Consider the following 17,586-nt stretch of genomic DNA (forward strand, 5'->3'; position numbering starts at 1 on the left):
TGTGAAAATGAAATCTATTACAAGTTTTGCTGATATTGATTCTCTAAGTCCAAATGATTTTGAGTCTTTTGTAAAAGATGTTTTTGAAAAATCTGGTTGGAGTGACGCATATATTACGAAAGTTGGAGTAGATTTTTCACATGGTGATGGTGGTGTAGACATTATTGCATATAAAAGAAAAAGGAAATTTGGAATAGAAGTTAAGCAGAGATCCATAAAAAATATTGTAGGAGTAAAAGCTCTTAATCAGGCCGTAACTGGAGCAAAATTATATAATGCAGAACAAGTTGTTTTAGTAACAAACTCATATTTTTCTTCGGAAGTAGTTCAAAGAGCTTTAACCTTAGGCGTTGAATTAGTTGATAGAGATAATCTACAAGATATGTGGATAAAAAAATCATCTGAAATTGGGCGAAGTGATATCAAACCTAGATTATATCAAAAAGCTGTAATTGATGATTGTATTGAACACACAGAAAATGGCGCAACAAAGCTATTGATTGAAATGGCTACAGGGTTAGGTAAAACTTACACTTCTGCATTATTGATAAAAGAAATTCTGAATATTTATCCATATAAGAAAATTCTTTTCCTTGTACATCAACTAGAAATAATGAACCAGTCTTATATTGCATATAAAAATGTTTTTGGTATTGGGAACTATAGTTATGCTGCATCTGTAGGTGGACAATTGTCTAATTTTAGTGAAGATTTTTCGTTTGGAGTGGTTAATTCTATTTATACCAATTTACCAAAGCTACAAAAAAATCTGTTTGATATTATTGTTATTGATGAAGCACACCATGCTCCGGCAAACATGTATACCCAGGTTTTGCATTATCTTTCACCAAAACTTCTAATAGGAATGACTGCTACTCCTTTCAGAGAAGATGGAAAGGATGTTTTTCATGTTTTTGGTGGTTTTGATGGGCACATAGGAAAATATGATTTAGTTTGGGCTCTAAAAAATAGAAGACTTGCATTTCCTAAATATGTTGTAATGCTCAATGATTTGAATGAGAAAGAGATTTCAAAGATTGAAAAAGGACTTTCTTTAGAAGATTTAGATAAAAAGTTTTTTCTTAATAAGAAAGATGATGAAGTTATTAGATTAATTGAAGAAGCGGTAGAACAAGAAAATATTGAAAATCCCAAAGCCATCGTGTTTTGTCAGTCAATTGAACATATCAATCATTTAGTTCCTTTTTTTAAGCCAGGAACGGCAACTTACGTACATTCAAAAATGGCATCAGAGCAGAGAAGAAGTAATATAAGGAATTTTAGGGAACATGAGTTTCGTTATATTTTAGTATGCGATCTTTTTAATGAAGGAATTGACATACCTGAAACCAATATTCTTGTTTTTTTGAGGAATACAAAAAGCCGAAGAATTTGGTTACAGCAATTAGGACGTGGATTAAGAAAGACACCAAATAAAGAATATGTTCATGTCTTTGACTTTGTTGGTTCATTAGAAAGAATTAATGAGATTAATAGGTTGCAGAATGATTTAGGTGGTATTAAGAAAAAAGTCGAAAGCTACGATCTCGATGACGAGATCATAATTAACGATTTTATTGAAGTCAAATATAGTAAAAATGCGGTTCAAGTTCTTACTTTACTTGAAGAGCAAAAATGGAAATTGCTTCCTGTAATAAGGGCAAGAGAAATACTAGAAAATTATTATACTGTTAACAATTCAATCCCTACTCCTGAAAAGATGTGTGAAGAATTAAAAGACATTTCAACAGATCAAATAAATACTCATTTTGGATCATATTGGGGCTATATTACAGCTGTATTTGGTAAGAATGAATCAATTTATTGCGATCTAAAAAAAAGATATGAAGAATGTTGTCGTAAGTTTAAAAGAGTCAATACAATACCTAAACCTTTAGATATTATTGTTGATACAAGAGTTGAAGGACTTGATATATTTGATTTAAAGAATATAAAAGATTTTAGCTTTCTCGAATCAGATACATTTAAACAAAATGATACTACTTTAGAGATAGAAAATAAAAATGGAAGCATGAGACAGGAAGATGAAAATAGTTTTTTTCTAGAAATAATGAATGTCTTTAAAGATTTCAAAGATCTTAATAAATTGACTGAAGAACAATTATCCTATATTGATGCTGAGTTCACTTCAAGATTTAATTTTTTAAATGAGTATAAAAAATGGGGTGAGAGTAGACATGAGTCTAACTGAAAAAAATAGAAAAATACTTGAAAAAATTGAAAAATTCTGGACTCGAATAAGTAATGAATTTGAAAGTATCGAAATATATCCCGATGATCTTGAGAAATTGACTCCTTCTTTATTATCTGAAGTAAAAGGTTTTGGGGCTAAATATATTTCTGATTATGAAGAATTATATTATAATTTACTTAGTGCGACTGAAAGGCCTTTACTTAAAGAAGAAAAAAAGGCTTCCCTGAATTTTCAATTATCAGAACTCTGGATACAACAGAAAGACCTTCCAGTTCTTGAGAAATTATATGTTCTATTTGGGGACGAATTTTATAATTTTGAATATATTCATTCTCTAGATCTTAATAATATTCCAGGACTTGGAACAAAGTATAAAGACAGCATATACAATTTACTATATAGTCTAGCAGATAAAAATGAAGAATATCATAAAATGGAATTACTCATTAAAGAAATAGATTCAGTCTATCTTAAAGATGAAAGTCAATCTGTTTTATTGAAAAGATATCTTTGTGAATGCTCGAAAATAAGAGATGATTCTACATTAAAAAAGATCATTTTTATTGATTTTAGATGTCTTATTGGCAGAATTAATAAAAATGATCTTATCAAAGTTGTTCAATTTAGAGATAAAATAATATGCGAATATTTGAAATTTAAAGAAGGAAACATTTCAAATATTGATTCTTTTTTTTACTGGTCTTATGAAGAATATTTAAAAAAAGGATTTGATATAATGCAGGACTTGATCAAACTGCATTATAATATTTCATCAATACTAGATAGTCGTTCTTTTGAAATTTATAAACATAGAACAGGCTTTACTGACGAAATAAAAGTCTTGGAAGAGATTGGAGAAATATATGGTGTAAAAAGAGAACGTATTCGACAAATACAGGTAAAGAATATTAATAAAATACAGAAATGTTTACCTGTTAATCCTTCTGACTTATCGTTGATATTATTGAATGAGCTCGAGAAAAATGTAAATAAAATTGATGAGCTAACACAATATTTTTCAGACGAAAATTTTTTTTGCCTATATCTAGATTCATTGAGTAACAACGAAGATGGTTTTTGGAAAGATCAATTTTTTCCAGTGTTTGATTACAAAATCTTCGATGAATTGATTCTAACCCAGCCATCACCATATAGTTACCAAACAATTTCCGAAACAATATATAATTATTACGGATATGAGGGATTTCAACTAAAACGAGTTTTTCACAATGAAATAAAGAAAATATTTCAAGTTGATGAGTCCGGATATAGTCCTAAAAGCTTAAGTCAGCATTATGCAATAACCCATGTATTAGCAAGTTGGCCAAACGGTTTAAAATGGAATACCGTTTTGGAGATTTCAAATAATAGAAAGTTAAGAGACAAAGATTTTGATATTAATAGGTTGATTGGTGATCGCTTTCTACAATCCGGTTATGTATACTTTTCAAATAGATCAAAAATTAGTGAGTATCGTCATACTAAATTTCTTCCAGGTTATGATAAGCTATATGATGACGGTCTAAAAAGATTACGAGATTTTTTAGAATTAAATGATAGGGATGAATATACTCTTGGAGAGTTCTTGGAAACGGATGATATTTTGAGTTTCGGTGTCACCTATTATGATTTCAGGTACTGGATCAGAGAAAATGGAATTAATTATGGTATATATTTTAATGGGAAATCAGGTTCAGATATCATAAGTCTCAAAGAAATTGATGCAAATAATAAGTATACTCAAAAGCAATCAGTCTTAAATCTTATAGAGAAAAATAGTGGATTAACTTTTGTTGATGATATTGTATTTAAGATAAGATCGAAGTCTTATGGTCATGCATATTATTATCTCAATGAACTAATTGATGAACAAAAGATTTTACATTATAAAGAAAGAGCATTCTGTAGCCCAAAATATCTATTTAAGAACGATATAAAAAAAGATAAAATTATAAAGATAATTACGAATTTACCATTTGATAATCATAAAATTATAGAAGTTGACTATCTCAGAATGATTGCAAATCGATTACTCAGTAAGAGTCATTCAAAAATCCTCTATTCTAGCTTGTTGAATTATTTTTCTGATGAATTAAACATTTATAAATCATTTGGATTAGTTTCAAAATCACCTATTCCTTACTTAGGATTCATTTCTATTGCAAATGAGAATTGTGATGAAAAAATGAGTGATAAAGAAAATATTGAGAGATTAAAACAGGTTGTTTTTACAACAGAAGAAGCTTATCGTGTTGTATTAGCGAAATGGAAGCAAGGTCAAAAAAACGTAAGAGGTATAAGCGATACAATATAACAAACGCATTCAACTGACAACTTTTTGTCATAGTTTTTGAGTTCTCAAAAACTACGCCACCCCTTCGGAATAAAATTGCAGGTGATTCGAACGTTAGACGGACCCTGCGGGCACAAGGAGTTATAGTTGATACTAGAAGTAGCTTTTTTACATATAAAGAAAGGTCAGAAAACTCGTTTGAGAGTTCATTTTCAGAAGCTCAACATATTATTTCTCAAAGATTGGAAAGATGTATTGAGACAAAATCTAAATACCTTTTGCTAGTAAATTAGGAAAAAATAGAAGATCATCAAATTGGATTCAGGAAATCGGACCTATATATAAAATGGAAAAATCTATTACACCGCTTCTACGAACCATTTCCTATCGTAGAGCATTTTGAAATGGGAATAGAAAAATGATTAAGATAAGGCCACCAAAAGAAAATGAAGAAATTGAACTGGCTGAAATTAGAGCCAGGTCGATGCGAGAAAGTTTAGAGTCTGTAGGTAGATTTGATGAAACCCGTGTAAGAAAAAGGTTTTTCGATTCATATGATAAAAATGAAACATATGTTGTCGAGGAAAATGCTGATGTGATTGGTTTCTTTTCTATTTCAGAAAATGAACATGAATATTATTTAAAACATCTCTATATAGATCTTAACTACCAGAATAAAGGATTTGGAACTTTAATCTTGAGACATATTATTAACACTTTTTCTGAGAAAGAAATAAAATTGAACGCGCTTAAGGGAAGTAAGTCAAATTGTTTCTATTTAAAAAATAATTTTGTAAAAATCGATGAAGATGAATATGACAATTACTATATTAGGAAAATAGATTTCGTCTGACAACGCTATGTTATGTAGACTCTAGAATATATAATATTTTATTGGTTGAAACGATTTATTTCAAAAAGTAGAATTGTTCAATAAACTTACGGTTATGATGACCTATAAAAGGATTTAGAAGTTATGAATGATATTAAAATAAAATGTCTAGAAAGTGATGAGATTAATAATGTAGTTGAAATGATTATCAAAGATAAAAATGAACAAGGTCTTGAAATAACCGAAGAACAATCAAATAGTATAAAAAACCAATTAAAAGAATTAGTAAATTCTAATAACGCATTAACTTTAATTGCTAAAAATAATAAAGATATTGTAGGTTATATAAATGGACACATAATCCCCTTCCCACTTATCATGAATAAAGAATGTTATATAAGTTGTTTATTAGTCAACTCAGAACAACGTGGAAATAAAATAGGTCACCAACTTTTAGTTGAAATTGAAAATAAAGCAAAAAAAATAGGATGTTGCAGATTAATACTAAATAATCCTAAAAATGCAGATTCATATAAAAGACATTTCTACGCAAAGGAAAATTTTACTGAAAGAGTTCAATTTGCAAACTTTATAAAGACAATATAAGTAATGTTCATTAATTTCGTTAATAGACAAACCTATAACTAGAAGAATATGCTGAAAGCAATACAGATATATCAAGAGTAATAAAAATACTTTTAATTCGTGATTTAGTTGAAATATATACTGGAGATATATTCTTATACGATAAAAAAGGTCGAGAAGATGTAAAACTTCATGAGCAAAGAACAACTAATAAAATTTTTGGATTATTACCTAAATCTCAGATCATAAAAAAGACAGGTTTTATTAAAGATTACTCTTCAGAACTATGGGATTTTACTTTAGATATAATTAAAACCAGACACTAAAGTCGATATTGTTTTATTGAAATAAATAATATATCTTATAATTTTTTAATGTGAGGATTTGGAATGAAAACATATTATATAAGAGATATTCAGGAAAGTGATTTAAAATTATATAGAGAATTAATTCAGCCAGATAAAGAATATCATAAATTTAATGGCCCCTATTATAAGAATAAAACTGAAGAAGAAATAGACGTATATATTCAAGAAATACGAAATAATCTATCTGAAAATAAACTCCCACAAAAGTTCAAAAAACAGATTGTTGATTCAACAAATGAAAATCTCGTTGGTGAAGTTAACTGGTATTGGAAATCAGAAGAAACTAATTGGTTAGAAGTTGGAATTGTCATTTTCAATGATAAATATTGGGGAAAGGGTATTGGATCTATAATACTCCCTGAATGGATAAATCAAGTATTTGATATGTTTCCAGAAATCATAAGAATAGGTTTAACAACATGGTCTGGAAATCTAAGAATGATGAAATTAGCTGAAAAACTTGGGTTAATAAAAGAAGCAGAATTTAAGAAAGCTAGAATAGTAGATAATAATTATTATGATTCAATAAGCTATGGCATCCTAAAAGAAAACTGGTTACAAATTAAAGAACCTACGGTAAGCACACCATTATAATTGTGTACTGGTTCTAATACTTGTGGGACTTCAAATTGTAAAGGGAATGATTGTTATAGGTTCTGATTACTGGCCTGTTCATACCGCATCATATAATAATATGCGAAAATTATCGAAGAATATAATAGATTTAATTAGATAATTTTGACTATTTTAATGATCCTATTTACAGTTTGTTGTATGGGGGAACTAGTAAGTCGGTATTTTTTTAACAAAATTTTTATTTTAAAGGATGCAGATTTGTTTGATTTAATCAGTTATCCATTAGCCTTTTTGATAATTTAGATCATCATATTTTTTAAGAAAATACTTAAAAGAGACAATAAAACAGATGAAATATAACAATCACTTGAAACTTTCAGCCTACTGTCATGCTTTTTGCTTGGATAGAAGATGGTAGATTTCACCACTATACTAGTTGGAAATAAATATGATCGACCTTATCTTGCAAAACTCTGGGGCTATAAATCATTCAATGCAATAAGCAGAGGGGTGTTCACACCACAAAATCAAAAAATTATCGTCCTATTTATAACCAAAGAAAAACAAGAATCATTAACTCAATATGAAGACCATATCGATGAGGATATTTTACATTGGGAAGGTGAAAAGAAGCATGGGTCAGATAAAAGGATATTAACAAAACAGGATGATATACATGTATTTTATCGAGATAGACATCACTCAGATTTTACCTACAAAGGAAAGGCATTTCTAAATAAATTTAGGTTGTATAATGATCGTCCTTCAAAATTTCAATTTGTATTAGTTCAACAGAAAAGATCCTACGCCGATATTATTGCCGAAATCGAATCCGAATATTCTGTTGGTGAAACAGAAAAGAAAGCTATAATAAGTGCTAGGAAAGGACAGGGACTATATCGGAAAAAGTCGATAGATCTGTGGAAGGAATGTTCTGTCACAAAATTTTCAAAAACGAATTTGCTAATTGCTTCTCATATTAAACCTTGGAAAGTATCAAATAATGATGAGCGAATTAATCCATATAATTCGTTATTGCTTATTCCCACATTAGATAAGTTATTCGATCACGGTTACTTAAGTTTCAATAATCACGGTAATATATTAATCTCAAATAAAATATCAGCGGCTGATTATCAAAAAATACATATAAGTGAAGACCTAAAACTGAAAATAGTTCCAGAAAAGACAAAGCCTTTTCTTGAATATCATAATGAATATGTATTTGATTTAATTAATGCCTAAGTGGCATTTATGAATCATTTAGAGTTCGACAAAGCCTATGTCATGGTTTTTGCAGAGGTCCCGGGCGAGGAATAATAAAAGAACCAAGGGACAAGGGCATTGGAGCTTCACAGCGTTGCAAAAACGCACGCCATGCTTTCGCTACGCTCCAGCACGGCTTTGCGACTCAAATGGTTCTTATATTCAATTAAATCTAAACATTTGAAAAAAATATCGCAAATAGAAGAAAAGAAAGACAGAAATTTAGAATTGTACTAAAATGGCAAATTGAAATGACTAAAAACATTAAAATACGTCTATATATATCATTATTCATAATTATGTTTGCTATTATCTTCCAAGCTGTACTTTTTCCATTTAATACGATAAAAGCGGAAAACGCGGTTATAAAACTACTTGATATATACAAAATCAGTGAATATAAAATTAATAGCAATCTAACAAATAAAAAAGTAGATTTTTATTTGTCAATTAATGACGAAAAAGATATTCAATCTATAGAGTCTGATATAAGAGAGATTGCAGATCGTTACTATAGAGGATTTGAAAGTGAAATTATCGTCTTAACACATCATTCAAGCTTTACTACAAATAAACCAGAAGGTACATTTTTTAGATTTGTATCAAAATATGAAATTGATTCGAAATTAAGAATGAATAACCTCGAAAACATAAAGTATTATATCTTTACAAGTGAAATTGAATCGCAAACTAAAGTGACTTTTTCAACAAGTGAAGAAGTTCCACCTTCAGTCTTAGATGAAATATATTTAATATTGAGGAATTATGAATAGCAATGTAAATAATCCAATAAAAGTGAAAGGATGGCTTTTAGTTCTATGTATATATAATACTATTATAAATCCAATTCTTCTTATAATTGGAACTATCGTACCTAAAAATACTGAGGGTTTATTTAGCTATTCAAACTCTCATCAAATGAACTTAGTTTTTCAGTATATAATACTATTTTCAGCAATAATTTCACTTATAGAATTCATTAGTGGCATTTTCATATGGAAAAAGAAAGAATATGCTATCTATTTTTATAAGTTTGTACTAATTATCTCATTAATTATACAGATATATTTAAACGTATTTTCATTAAGTGTATTTAATGAAATGTCATATATCGTTATAGAAACTTTCTTTAAAAATTTATTGAGAGATTTTATCTGGTTTATTATTCCATGGCAATTTATAAAACATTCAGCAGATATAAAAAAATATTTATGAAAAATGATATAAATTACCCTAATGAAATAAACTATTTAATAATATCTGTTAGTTTCTACATTTATTCTCTTTTCGTAAAATTATTACCTGAAATATTACTATTATTTAATGATCATATTGTAATTACACCTCTTCACTATGAGTACGGCTGTATTTTTTCTTATTTAATATTATCAATGTTTGTTCCATTAGTTATATTTAAGAATATCAATTTATATAAAAAAATAATTATCTTATTCTTATCAATATCTATGGCTGATATTTTAGGAATATTTTTTACAAGTTATAAATATGCTCGAATAAATAAATTGCTAATGTTTTTACTATCTCTGGACCGTTTAGAATTTTATATGACAACACTAGTTTTTTCGATTTTTATTGTTCTAATATATAATATCAGAGAGATATCTAAAATTAAAATTCTTTTTGTTTCAATTATGACTGGGCTATTAACTTCTGGAATTAAAATAATGTTTGCCTTCATACAAAATGAACATTATAAGTTTTCAAGTATAGAACATTTATTACTTGGGATTACAATAATCTCCTATGTTTATTTTTTCATTGGCTATGGATATAGTCACATTTCAAAAACAAATTATGTTAATCAAAACTAAAAATCTAACCGTAAACACTTAAAAATATACGGAGGATCCTATATGTATGGTTCGATAAGCTGTGTATATGAAGCTTATTGTAAAAAATGTGGATTTTCAATTTCTAATTAAATGGTAAAATAAATAAACTTTCTTAAAAGATAATAGTGAATAGATTTTTAAAATATTCCTTAAAGACACTTTTCATAAATAATAAGAAACTAATATGAAAAAAGGTATTCCTGAAAAGAATTGTCTCTATGGTGTATTTTAATCGTCACCTTTTCTTCCTCTACTGCCTGCCAGCAAAACCTAAGATCGTTTTTCAAGTGCTTCTTTAAGAAGCCCCTTTATTTTCTCATCCTTGATATCACAAACCAGATCCCATGGTGAATAATCATGGTTGTCATACTTTAAAGGGTTCGCTCCCTTCTCAAGAAGTAACTTAACAGTTTCAAATCTTTTAGACCCCACAGCTTCCATGAGTGGAGAGCATCCGTCTGAATCGGAGACATCAACATCAAAACCTGCATCCATAAGCTTCAGTAGAATATTGTTATGACCCTTTGTTGCCGCGGCATGCATTGGTGTTCTATTGCTGTCGCCCTTCTCCTTTTGAGCGCCAAGACTTATAAGATAATCTACCGTTTCTTCAAATCCGTTCTGGCTGGCATAAAAAAGTGATTTTCCAATTCCAATACCATATCCATCGGTGTCTTTGCCTTTAGAGACAAGGAATTTCAAAACTTCAAGATGACCGTCCTGAGCGGCCATAGCCATGGCACCATCAATTTCACGCCCCTCTTCATAAATCTTCTTTACTTCTTCAAGATCTCCTCTGGATGCTGCTTCTTCAAATTCGTACGACATTTTTTATTCCTTCTTAGATTTTATAAGTTCTGTGAGTTTTGCTTTTTCCTTAGGGTAATTTAATGATAGGAAAAGTTATATTTTCTGTCAAAAGGAATTTATGTCAAAAATGATTGTTTACGAAAAAAAGCTGTCTAAATGACGAGAACAGTATGAGAATATTCAGTTCTCAGAATAAAGCTCTTCCAGATGCAAATACGAGAGAGGAAAATATTATTTTCTATGCGATCAAACCCCACCCAAGGAGGGGCCCTATCAACCTTTAACATGGTGGACAGAAATCTAAAGGGATAAATTACAATTTAGGGAATGAATGTTTTATATCAGGAGAACAGCCATGCCCTTAACGGAGATAACGATCATGGATAAAAAGAAATGATCTGATTCCTGAACGGAAAAGACGTGTTCATGTATAAAGGCGGTATCCCAAATTTGAAATGTAAGAATGTAATGATATTTGGAGTGTCGAGTACAAAGGGCAATAAATATTGCTATTCCCTGTTTTATCATTAAAATAAACGGTCTCTCTAGACCTAATCTAGAGCAGTCTCAGCCTGTTTTTGAAGCTGTCTTTAAGAAGTCTAAACGTCCTTTTCCTAAGAATATAAAGTAAGGAACATCCGCATTGGTAAGGATGATAGTATCTTTGTTGGATCAGCATTCAATGAGCATGAGCTCAAAACTTATGATATAATGGATTATGATTACGTAAAAAGAGTGTAATCAATGTGGTTGAATTTTTGTCTGATTACTTATCCTCAAGGGGCGTAAATAATGAGAATAGCAATTTTAAATGATGTTCATGGTAATATTTATGCTCTCGAAAAAGTGATAGCAGATTTACAAACTCAATCTATAGATAATGTCGTTTTTTTAGGCGACTCAAGCTTTTTGGGACTATATCCTCAGGAATGTTTTGATCAAATCCAGGCATTAAATCCAATTATTAATATAAAAGGAAATACAGATGCCAATGTAGAAGATTTAGATCAGTTTCATCCTACGAATGACTTTGAGCAAATTTTATTGGAAATGTGTGTTTATATGGATCGCAATATGAATTCCAAATCAAAGGATATTTTATTCAAGCTAAAAATTTCTGAAAAAGAAAAATTTGGTGATACTGATATCATTTTCTGCCATGGAAGTCCCTATTCATACAAAGATCAATTGACTGAAGAAAATATAGATAAATTTAAAGAACAAATTTCTGAAGAGAATGTAAAGTCCATTATTTGCGCACACACCCACCAGCCAGCTGAATTTTATATTAATCAAACAATAATCAGAAATTTTGGAGCGATCGGGTATTCATTTAATGGAGACATCAGGGCTCACTATGGAATAGTGGAAATCGTCAATGAGAGAAAGATGAGTTTTATCACACGAGAAGTTGAGTATAGTATTGAAAAATATAAGTCCGAAATCAAAGAGCAAAATCCTCCGTTTAAGGAGATGCTTTTATATTCACTTGAAAATGGAAGACCAAAGCCATATTAATTAGAATATCATTATTCAGGTGAAAATGAATTAATATTCGATATTTTGGATACAGAAGAAGAATCAGAAAATTAAGGCAAATGATATTTTTACATTATTGGTATTATTGGTAAATTGGGATAATCAATATATTCGCCCAGTATTAATTATTGGTTTCTAACAATGACTGCATAACAAGGCCATGAACAGAGACCGAGTCTTTTGTCAGGGTACTTACACTCACTTCGTTCGATTGCAATTAGCTTTAGGAACGACTCGGCTCATTATGACGATGCTATCTAGCAAGGTTTCTCTGACATATTATGTTTTATTACAGTGATATACAGGGTAAAACAGAAATGCAGAAATAATTATTCCATATACGGTTGTAAATCCCGCAATACAAAATGTTTGAGTCAGATTAAAGCCACTTTCTCCAAAGATGCCGCAATAAATTCCTTGAAACGTTGAACATAAACCAATAATAGGGGTAATTAAGGATAGACTGAGATAATATCGAGCTACATTTATATTTTTTGAATTATCATTTTTCTTTTTAAAAGAAAAAATATCTTTAATCCCAAGTATGAATGATTGGTAATCTTTTAAGCCAAGTGTGAATATCGCTAACCCTATAAAAATTATAATAATGCTATCAACATTAATAAAATAACCGACATCACCACAGAAATATGCAGACAATAAATAAAGAGAAGATATTAAAACGAAAGAAATAAATATCAAAATGAGCGATCCTCCTATCCATTTGATATTTTATTATACGCTTCAAAATAAAAATAGTTTAAAAAAATAAATGCTTATCTGTATTTCAACAGTGGCCGTTCGTCGTCGTGGACCAAAGTCGATCCTGACTTTTAATATAAATTTGGTTTTGAAATGGATAAAGAATACTACTATGATAAGGATATCACGTTTACGAACGAATCATGGGCAGGAAGAATGTGAGTACTTAGAGGAATTAGTGTAAGAAAACCAGTATATTCAGACCCAGTACAGCCCGAACAGTATGGTCGACATGAAAGGAGAACACCTACTTCAGTTCACTCTATATCAGAAAGAGAATATTCCTGAATAAATTCCCGACTGGGAATACCCTTCTCCCTTAATTGTGCGCTATGTAACTCATACTGGTGGTTTAAGAATTGGCTTTTTATTACGAGTACATTAATGGGAAAAAACATTGGACTCTAGGAAATGAGAAACGAAATTTATAGAAAATAATATGCGAAAATTATCGAAGAATATCATAGATTTAATTAGAAGGAATTAATATGAAAGAAAAAGATCAACTTTATGTTCGAATTGATAATAAATCAGTTGCCGAGAAGCCCTCGATTGATATTTTTAATAAACATTTAGAATACCTCAAGGAAATATCTTTAAAGAGTGAGTTTTATGGTGGTGGATTTTTTAATAATCCCGGTGGGATGATTATTTTTAAAGCAAGTAGCATAGACAGAGCAAAAGAAATTTGTGATAACGATCCTATAATTAAATCTGGATTTTACAAATATACCTTACATCATTGGGAAATTGTCATTTGTAATAATGTATCAGGATAGATTTATGAGATATTATAATCAGGAAGATTGTCGTCATTTTGAATGATTAATTTTCAAGAAAGAAATTGTTGTTTTGAACAGAAGAGTTATAGTGTAAATCACTGTAGAGCCCTACGGTCACAAATACTGCTTCCCAGGAGGGAATTATTGGGTAATAAAAAATACCGATTGGAAAGTATTGCAAAATCATATGATAAAGCCATTGAGTATGGGCGAAAAGGGATTAATTTATATGAAAATCTTCCAGATTACATAACAAATAACCCCGATTATCCAAAATTTGCCCAATTAATGAATAATGGAACTCTTTCTGATAGTAAGCGTATAGAAATTAAAAATTTTTTATCTCCAGAAGAGAATATGAATTTTATAGATTTAGGATGTTGTTTGAATCTTATGTTCAATAATTATGATGAATGGGCATCTAATTATTATGGAGTTGATATTAGCAGTAATACTATTCAACTTCTCAATGAATATATTATGAAAAAGCAATTATCAATAGGGTCATTGTTCTGTGGCAGCATACATGAGACTCCCTATGAAGATAGTTTTTTTGAAATTGCAACTTGTATTGGTATTCTTGAGTATTTTGAGAAAGACTTTGTTCAGAAAGCAATTATTGAAGCACATCGTATATTGAAACCTGAAGGAAAATTTGTTTTGGATATACCCAATTTAGACAGTTCAATCTTTGGAATTACAAAACAAATAGAGGAATATTTAGGACGCCCTGATAGATTTGATATCTCAGAGAATGATTTTAAAAAAATGATAGAGAATTATTTTGAAATAACGAAAACAGAGGAAGTAGCAGGAATGGTTCAATTCTTTTTAATTCATAAGTAATGAATATGTGACAATAGAACTCAGATAGTCGAGACATTATTGAAAAAGATAAGGATCTAATTCATTTAAGCTACTATACTTAATTGGAGCAAATAAAAGCGGTATAACAAGGGTTTGGACCTGATTGGGCTATGGCGAACAGGTGAAATCGACGTTATATGCACTTAAAAAAGCTTGTGATATTAACTGCTCAGATATGAATATAAATCATTGGATAATGTAGATAGGAAGAGGACAATTATGAAGCGCTTAAGCAGATATTTTGGCGTATCAATCAGGAATCCAAATGCCAATTAGTGCTCTTGTTTTTATTACATTCACAATTCTTTTCATACTCTTATGGTTTTGGATGGCAATAGCAATGCTATGGTATTTTAAAGAGATTCAATCCATTCGAAATAAAGCAACTGAGGTATCGAATAGTAGAAACACCATTACTTCTTTTGAGTTATCTGAATATGATTTGATTTATCCTATGTGTAGAATTTATTTAGGAAAACGAATTCCATATTATGCTAAAATTTATGGTAATGATAAAGAAATAGTAATCTATTCTAATTTCGAGAATATAATTTTATCGATTTCGACATCAAAAATTGAAAATGCCTATATTAAAAGAAATCCAATTGCTCCCTTACTATCTCTAATAATATTAGAACACATTTCAGATTCCATTACATCACCAGTTATCCTGGAGCCTTATGCAGGAGCTTTTAATAGGAAGAAAATTTATTATTTGGTTAACTGGTTAAATGGTAGATACAGAGAAGCATCAGATCTAGAATAATCAATAAATCAGAGGTTATGAAAGGGCATATAAAAAGGACTTGGAGACCGATTTGCCTATTGTCACGGCTCAAGTCGTTGTTATATACCATGTATAAGAGGAAATTATGAAACTACATCCCGTTAGAACTTCTGCTAAAGCTATAATATTACACCAAAATAAAGTATTAACGATAAAAAAGAAGCATGGAAATGATACCTTTTATGTATTACCGGGGGGAGGTCAAAATTTAAATGAGAACCTTCATGAAACACTAGAAAGAGAATGTCTTGAAGAAGTAGGAGCAGAGATCCGAATAAAAAACTTAGTACTAGTACGAGATTACATTTCCAATAACCATGAGTTTGCCAAAGAGCATCCTAATGTACACCAATTAGAGTTAATGTTTGAATGTGAAATATTGAATCTGGAAAATTTACATGTACAAACAGAACTAGATGAATATCAAATTGGAATTGAATGGATCTCAGTTTGTGACTTAGAAAACTATAAATTATATCCCTTAGAAATAAGGTCTAAAATCAAAGAAATAAATAATGATAATTACTCCCCAGTTTATCTTGGAGATATCAACTAAAATAATTGAAGACAAAACTTGAACTATGATGATATAAGATAGATTATTACAGAAGAAGAAAGAATTTCGGACAGTATTGAGAGATAAATTGAGAGAAAGAAATATTTATGTATTTGTCCAAGGTTCATATAATTATCTATAATTGACAATCCCCTTCGCTTTATTTAACTAAACCGTTGTATTTCCATTTAATAAGCTTTGTAGACAAATACAATGATAAATACATCGACAAACCAATGCCAAAATATATAGATATTACCCAAAAAACAGTCCAATCATAATATCTGCAATGAATTATCGCTCCTAGTCCTTTAGCCACAAAATAATTACCAGCTTCAAATAACCATGAAGGTGGATTTGTTAAATCCAATGGTAATGATTTAAATGTTGGTAGATACCAATCTTTTTTCAATGAGGAAAACAGTGATCCCTGCTTCAGCCCATTTGAAATTGTGGCACCCAACTTTAAGCTAAATGTAAAGAAAAGAACTGTAACAGGTATTATAAGACAAAAGGCTACCCAATCAATATTGGAAACTCTTGATATTGTTTCTCCATTGAATCGTGATAGAAAAATCATAATGCCATAAAATAATATCCTGATAATTATCCATTTGTTATCTTTAAAAAAATTAAACTTACTCATAATAACCTCTTAGATTTATTTGCGAATCCTACTTATTCAATCGTTTTGTTAATATCCTGTGTTTACTTATTTCTATCAAATTGTTTATAGATATTTTCTAAAATACAATCATTATTATAGACAAAGTAATAAAACAAATAATAGTAGCACTTAAAAACCAGCCTATCATTGTATATACTTTTTCAAGTTTATTCTTCCATTTCGAGTTCCTTTTATCCCGATATTCTTTTGAAAAAATGTATCTAAAGAGATTTATAAAACCTAATAGAAATTCTAATACAAGCTCAAATAAATCAATTAATAAATCGATTAAAAAATCCATAGTGTTCTCCCTATAGAGGATTACTAATTCGCCAGATTATACTTACATACATTTAAGTTTGTCAAAGACAACCAATATACCTCTTTTCTCCAATGAGAAACAACACAAAATATTCCCTGCAATAGAATCTCAACTGTCCATATGCAATAAGCTTGAATAGAATAGTCAGAAGCTCTGCGGCAAAGCATACTGAAACAGTCTTCAAAGGGGAACTATTAAAAAAGCGTAAATTGCCCAGTGTAAATAAGAAGCCACTCCTTAACCAGTCAATGTATTATTGGAAAGAATCAAGAAGGATAAAATCAAAGAACTATCATTTGATCTAACAATCTAAAAAATCCGGATAATTCGCAAACACCAAATGGGTAAAAAAGTCTTTTCAGTGGCATAGGATTTGTATTGAAGGCTGAATATAGCCATTATAGCTTGTTCAATCTGCCATTCTTCATATTGATCTATTCTATCTTTCATATGGTCCTCTGAACAATTATTTATATTGTTCATAACTATTGATTTTTTAACTTTAA

Annotated in this window: 17 protein-coding genes and 1 pseudogene; 14 read left to right on the forward strand and 4 right to left on the reverse strand. The window is 29.7% G+C overall.

Annotated features, from left to right (window positions below; all coding sequences use genetic code 11):
• Positions 1 to 7 precede the first annotated feature (7 nt).
• The 9 genes and pseudogenes from K345_RS19100 to K345_RS0100520 all read left to right on the forward strand — a co-directional run bounded on the left by K345_RS19100 (position 8) and on the right by K345_RS0100520 (position 9,967).
• Positions 8 to 2,212 carry a DEAD/DEAH box helicase family protein gene (locus K345_RS19100; RefSeq protein WP_053227936.1) on the forward strand — a complete coding sequence of 735 codons (2,205 nt, stop codon included), beginning with the start codon at positions 8 to 10 and terminating at the stop codon, positions 2,210 to 2,212.
• Positions 2,169 to 4,529: a sigma factor-like helix-turn-helix DNA-binding protein gene (locus tag K345_RS0100480; RefSeq protein WP_156888248.1), complete on the forward strand. Its 2,361-nt coding sequence runs from the start codon at positions 2,169 to 2,171 to the stop codon at positions 4,527 to 4,529. Before K345_RS19100 ends, K345_RS0100480 begins: the two co-directional genes overlap by 44 nt.
• A gap of 397 nt (positions 4,530 to 4,926) precedes the next feature.
• Complete coding sequence (locus K345_RS0100490; RefSeq protein WP_037570686.1) at positions 4,927 to 5,361, forward strand: GNAT family N-acetyltransferase; 435 nt, start codon at positions 4,927 to 4,929, stop codon at positions 5,359 to 5,361.
• 123 nt (positions 5,362 to 5,484) lie between these two features.
• Positions 5,485 to 5,946: a GNAT family N-acetyltransferase gene (locus tag K345_RS0100495; RefSeq protein WP_028972500.1), complete on the forward strand. Its 462-nt coding sequence runs from the start codon at positions 5,485 to 5,487 to the stop codon at positions 5,944 to 5,946.
• Positions 5,947 to 5,996: 50 nt separating this feature from the next.
• Positions 5,997 to 6,251: pseudogene (locus K345_RS23735) on the forward strand (HD domain-containing protein); the annotation flags it as partial.
• 63 nt (positions 6,252 to 6,314) lie between these two features.
• The gene (locus K345_RS0100500; RefSeq protein ID WP_053227937.1) at positions 6,315 to 6,887 is read left to right on the forward strand and encodes a GNAT family N-acetyltransferase; all 573 of its coding nucleotides are present in this window, start codon (positions 6,315 to 6,317) and stop codon (positions 6,885 to 6,887) included.
• Between the two features lie 393 nt (positions 6,888 to 7,280).
• Positions 7,281 to 8,114: an HNH endonuclease gene (locus tag K345_RS21980; RefSeq protein ID WP_053227938.1), complete on the forward strand. Its 834-nt coding sequence runs from the start codon at positions 7,281 to 7,283 to the stop codon at positions 8,112 to 8,114.
• A 320-nt stretch (positions 8,115 to 8,434) separates the two neighbouring features.
• A complete protein-coding gene (locus K345_RS0100510) occupies positions 8,435 to 8,908 on the forward strand; it encodes a hypothetical protein (RefSeq protein ID WP_156888249.1) in 474 nt (157 codons plus the stop codon).
• A 438-nt stretch (positions 8,909 to 9,346) separates the two neighbouring features.
• The gene (locus K345_RS0100520; protein WP_156888250.1) at positions 9,347 to 9,967 is read left to right on the forward strand and encodes a hypothetical protein; all 621 of its coding nucleotides are present in this window, start codon (positions 9,347 to 9,349) and stop codon (positions 9,965 to 9,967) included.
• Between the two features lie 291 nt (positions 9,968 to 10,258).
• Here K345_RS0100520 and K345_RS21985 read toward each other — a convergent pair whose 3' ends face one another.
• Positions 10,259 to 10,816: an ankyrin repeat domain-containing protein gene (locus tag K345_RS21985; protein WP_028972505.1), complete on the reverse strand. Its 558-nt coding sequence runs from the start codon at positions 10,814 to 10,816 to the stop codon at positions 10,259 to 10,261.
• Between the two features lie 774 nt (positions 10,817 to 11,590).
• Here K345_RS21985 and K345_RS0100530 point away from each other — a divergent pair.
• Positions 11,591 to 12,316, forward strand: a complete 726-nt coding sequence (locus K345_RS0100530; protein WP_028972506.1) for a metallophosphoesterase family protein — start codon at positions 11,591 to 11,593, stop codon at positions 12,314 to 12,316.
• 300 nt (positions 12,317 to 12,616) lie between these two features.
• Here the strand turns inward: K345_RS0100530 and K345_RS0100535 are convergent, their stop codons facing one another.
• Positions 12,617 to 13,039, reverse strand: coding sequence for a hypothetical protein (locus K345_RS0100535; protein ID WP_028972507.1), 423 nt, complete (start codon positions 13,037 to 13,039; stop codon positions 12,617 to 12,619).
• Positions 13,040 to 13,587: 548 nt separating this feature from the next.
• Between K345_RS0100535 and K345_RS0100540 the strand changes: the two genes are divergently transcribed.
• The 4 genes from K345_RS0100540 to K345_RS0100555 all read left to right on the forward strand — a co-directional run bounded on the left by K345_RS0100540 (position 13,588) and on the right by K345_RS0100555 (position 16,091).
• Complete coding sequence (locus tag K345_RS0100540; RefSeq protein WP_028972508.1) at positions 13,588 to 13,878, forward strand: YciI family protein; 291 nt, start codon at positions 13,588 to 13,590, stop codon at positions 13,876 to 13,878.
• Positions 13,879 to 14,025: 147 nt separating this feature from the next.
• Positions 14,026 to 14,727 carry a class I SAM-dependent methyltransferase gene (locus K345_RS0100545; protein WP_028972509.1) on the forward strand — a complete coding sequence of 234 codons (702 nt, stop codon included), beginning with the start codon at positions 14,026 to 14,028 and terminating at the stop codon, positions 14,725 to 14,727.
• Positions 14,728 to 15,013: 286 nt separating this feature from the next.
• Positions 15,014 to 15,514: a hypothetical protein gene (locus K345_RS0100550; RefSeq protein ID WP_028972510.1), complete on the forward strand. Its 501-nt coding sequence runs from the start codon at positions 15,014 to 15,016 to the stop codon at positions 15,512 to 15,514.
• Between the two features lie 106 nt (positions 15,515 to 15,620).
• Positions 15,621 to 16,091, forward strand: a complete 471-nt coding sequence (locus K345_RS0100555) for an NUDIX domain-containing protein (protein WP_037570688.1) — start codon at positions 15,621 to 15,623, stop codon at positions 16,089 to 16,091.
• A 160-nt stretch (positions 16,092 to 16,251) separates the two neighbouring features.
• Here the strand turns inward: K345_RS0100555 and K345_RS0100560 are convergent, their stop codons facing one another.
• Together K345_RS0100560 and K345_RS23005 are read right to left on the reverse strand one after the other, a co-directional pair.
• On the reverse strand, positions 16,252 to 16,737 hold the full coding sequence (locus tag K345_RS0100560; protein ID WP_028972512.1) for a hypothetical protein: 486 nt from the start codon (positions 16,735 to 16,737) through the stop codon (positions 16,252 to 16,254).
• A 652-nt stretch (positions 16,738 to 17,389) separates the two neighbouring features.
• Positions 17,390 to 17,530: a hypothetical protein gene (locus K345_RS23005; RefSeq protein ID WP_156888251.1), complete on the reverse strand. Its 141-nt coding sequence runs from the start codon at positions 17,528 to 17,530 to the stop codon at positions 17,390 to 17,392.
• Positions 17,531 to 17,586 lie beyond the last annotated feature (56 nt).

Origin of the sequence: Spirochaeta cellobiosiphila DSM 17781 (assembly GCF_000426705.1) — a bacterium.
GTDB classification, from domain to species: Bacteria; Spirochaetota; Spirochaetia; order DSM-17781; family DSM-17781; genus Spirochaeta_E; species Spirochaeta_E cellobiosiphila.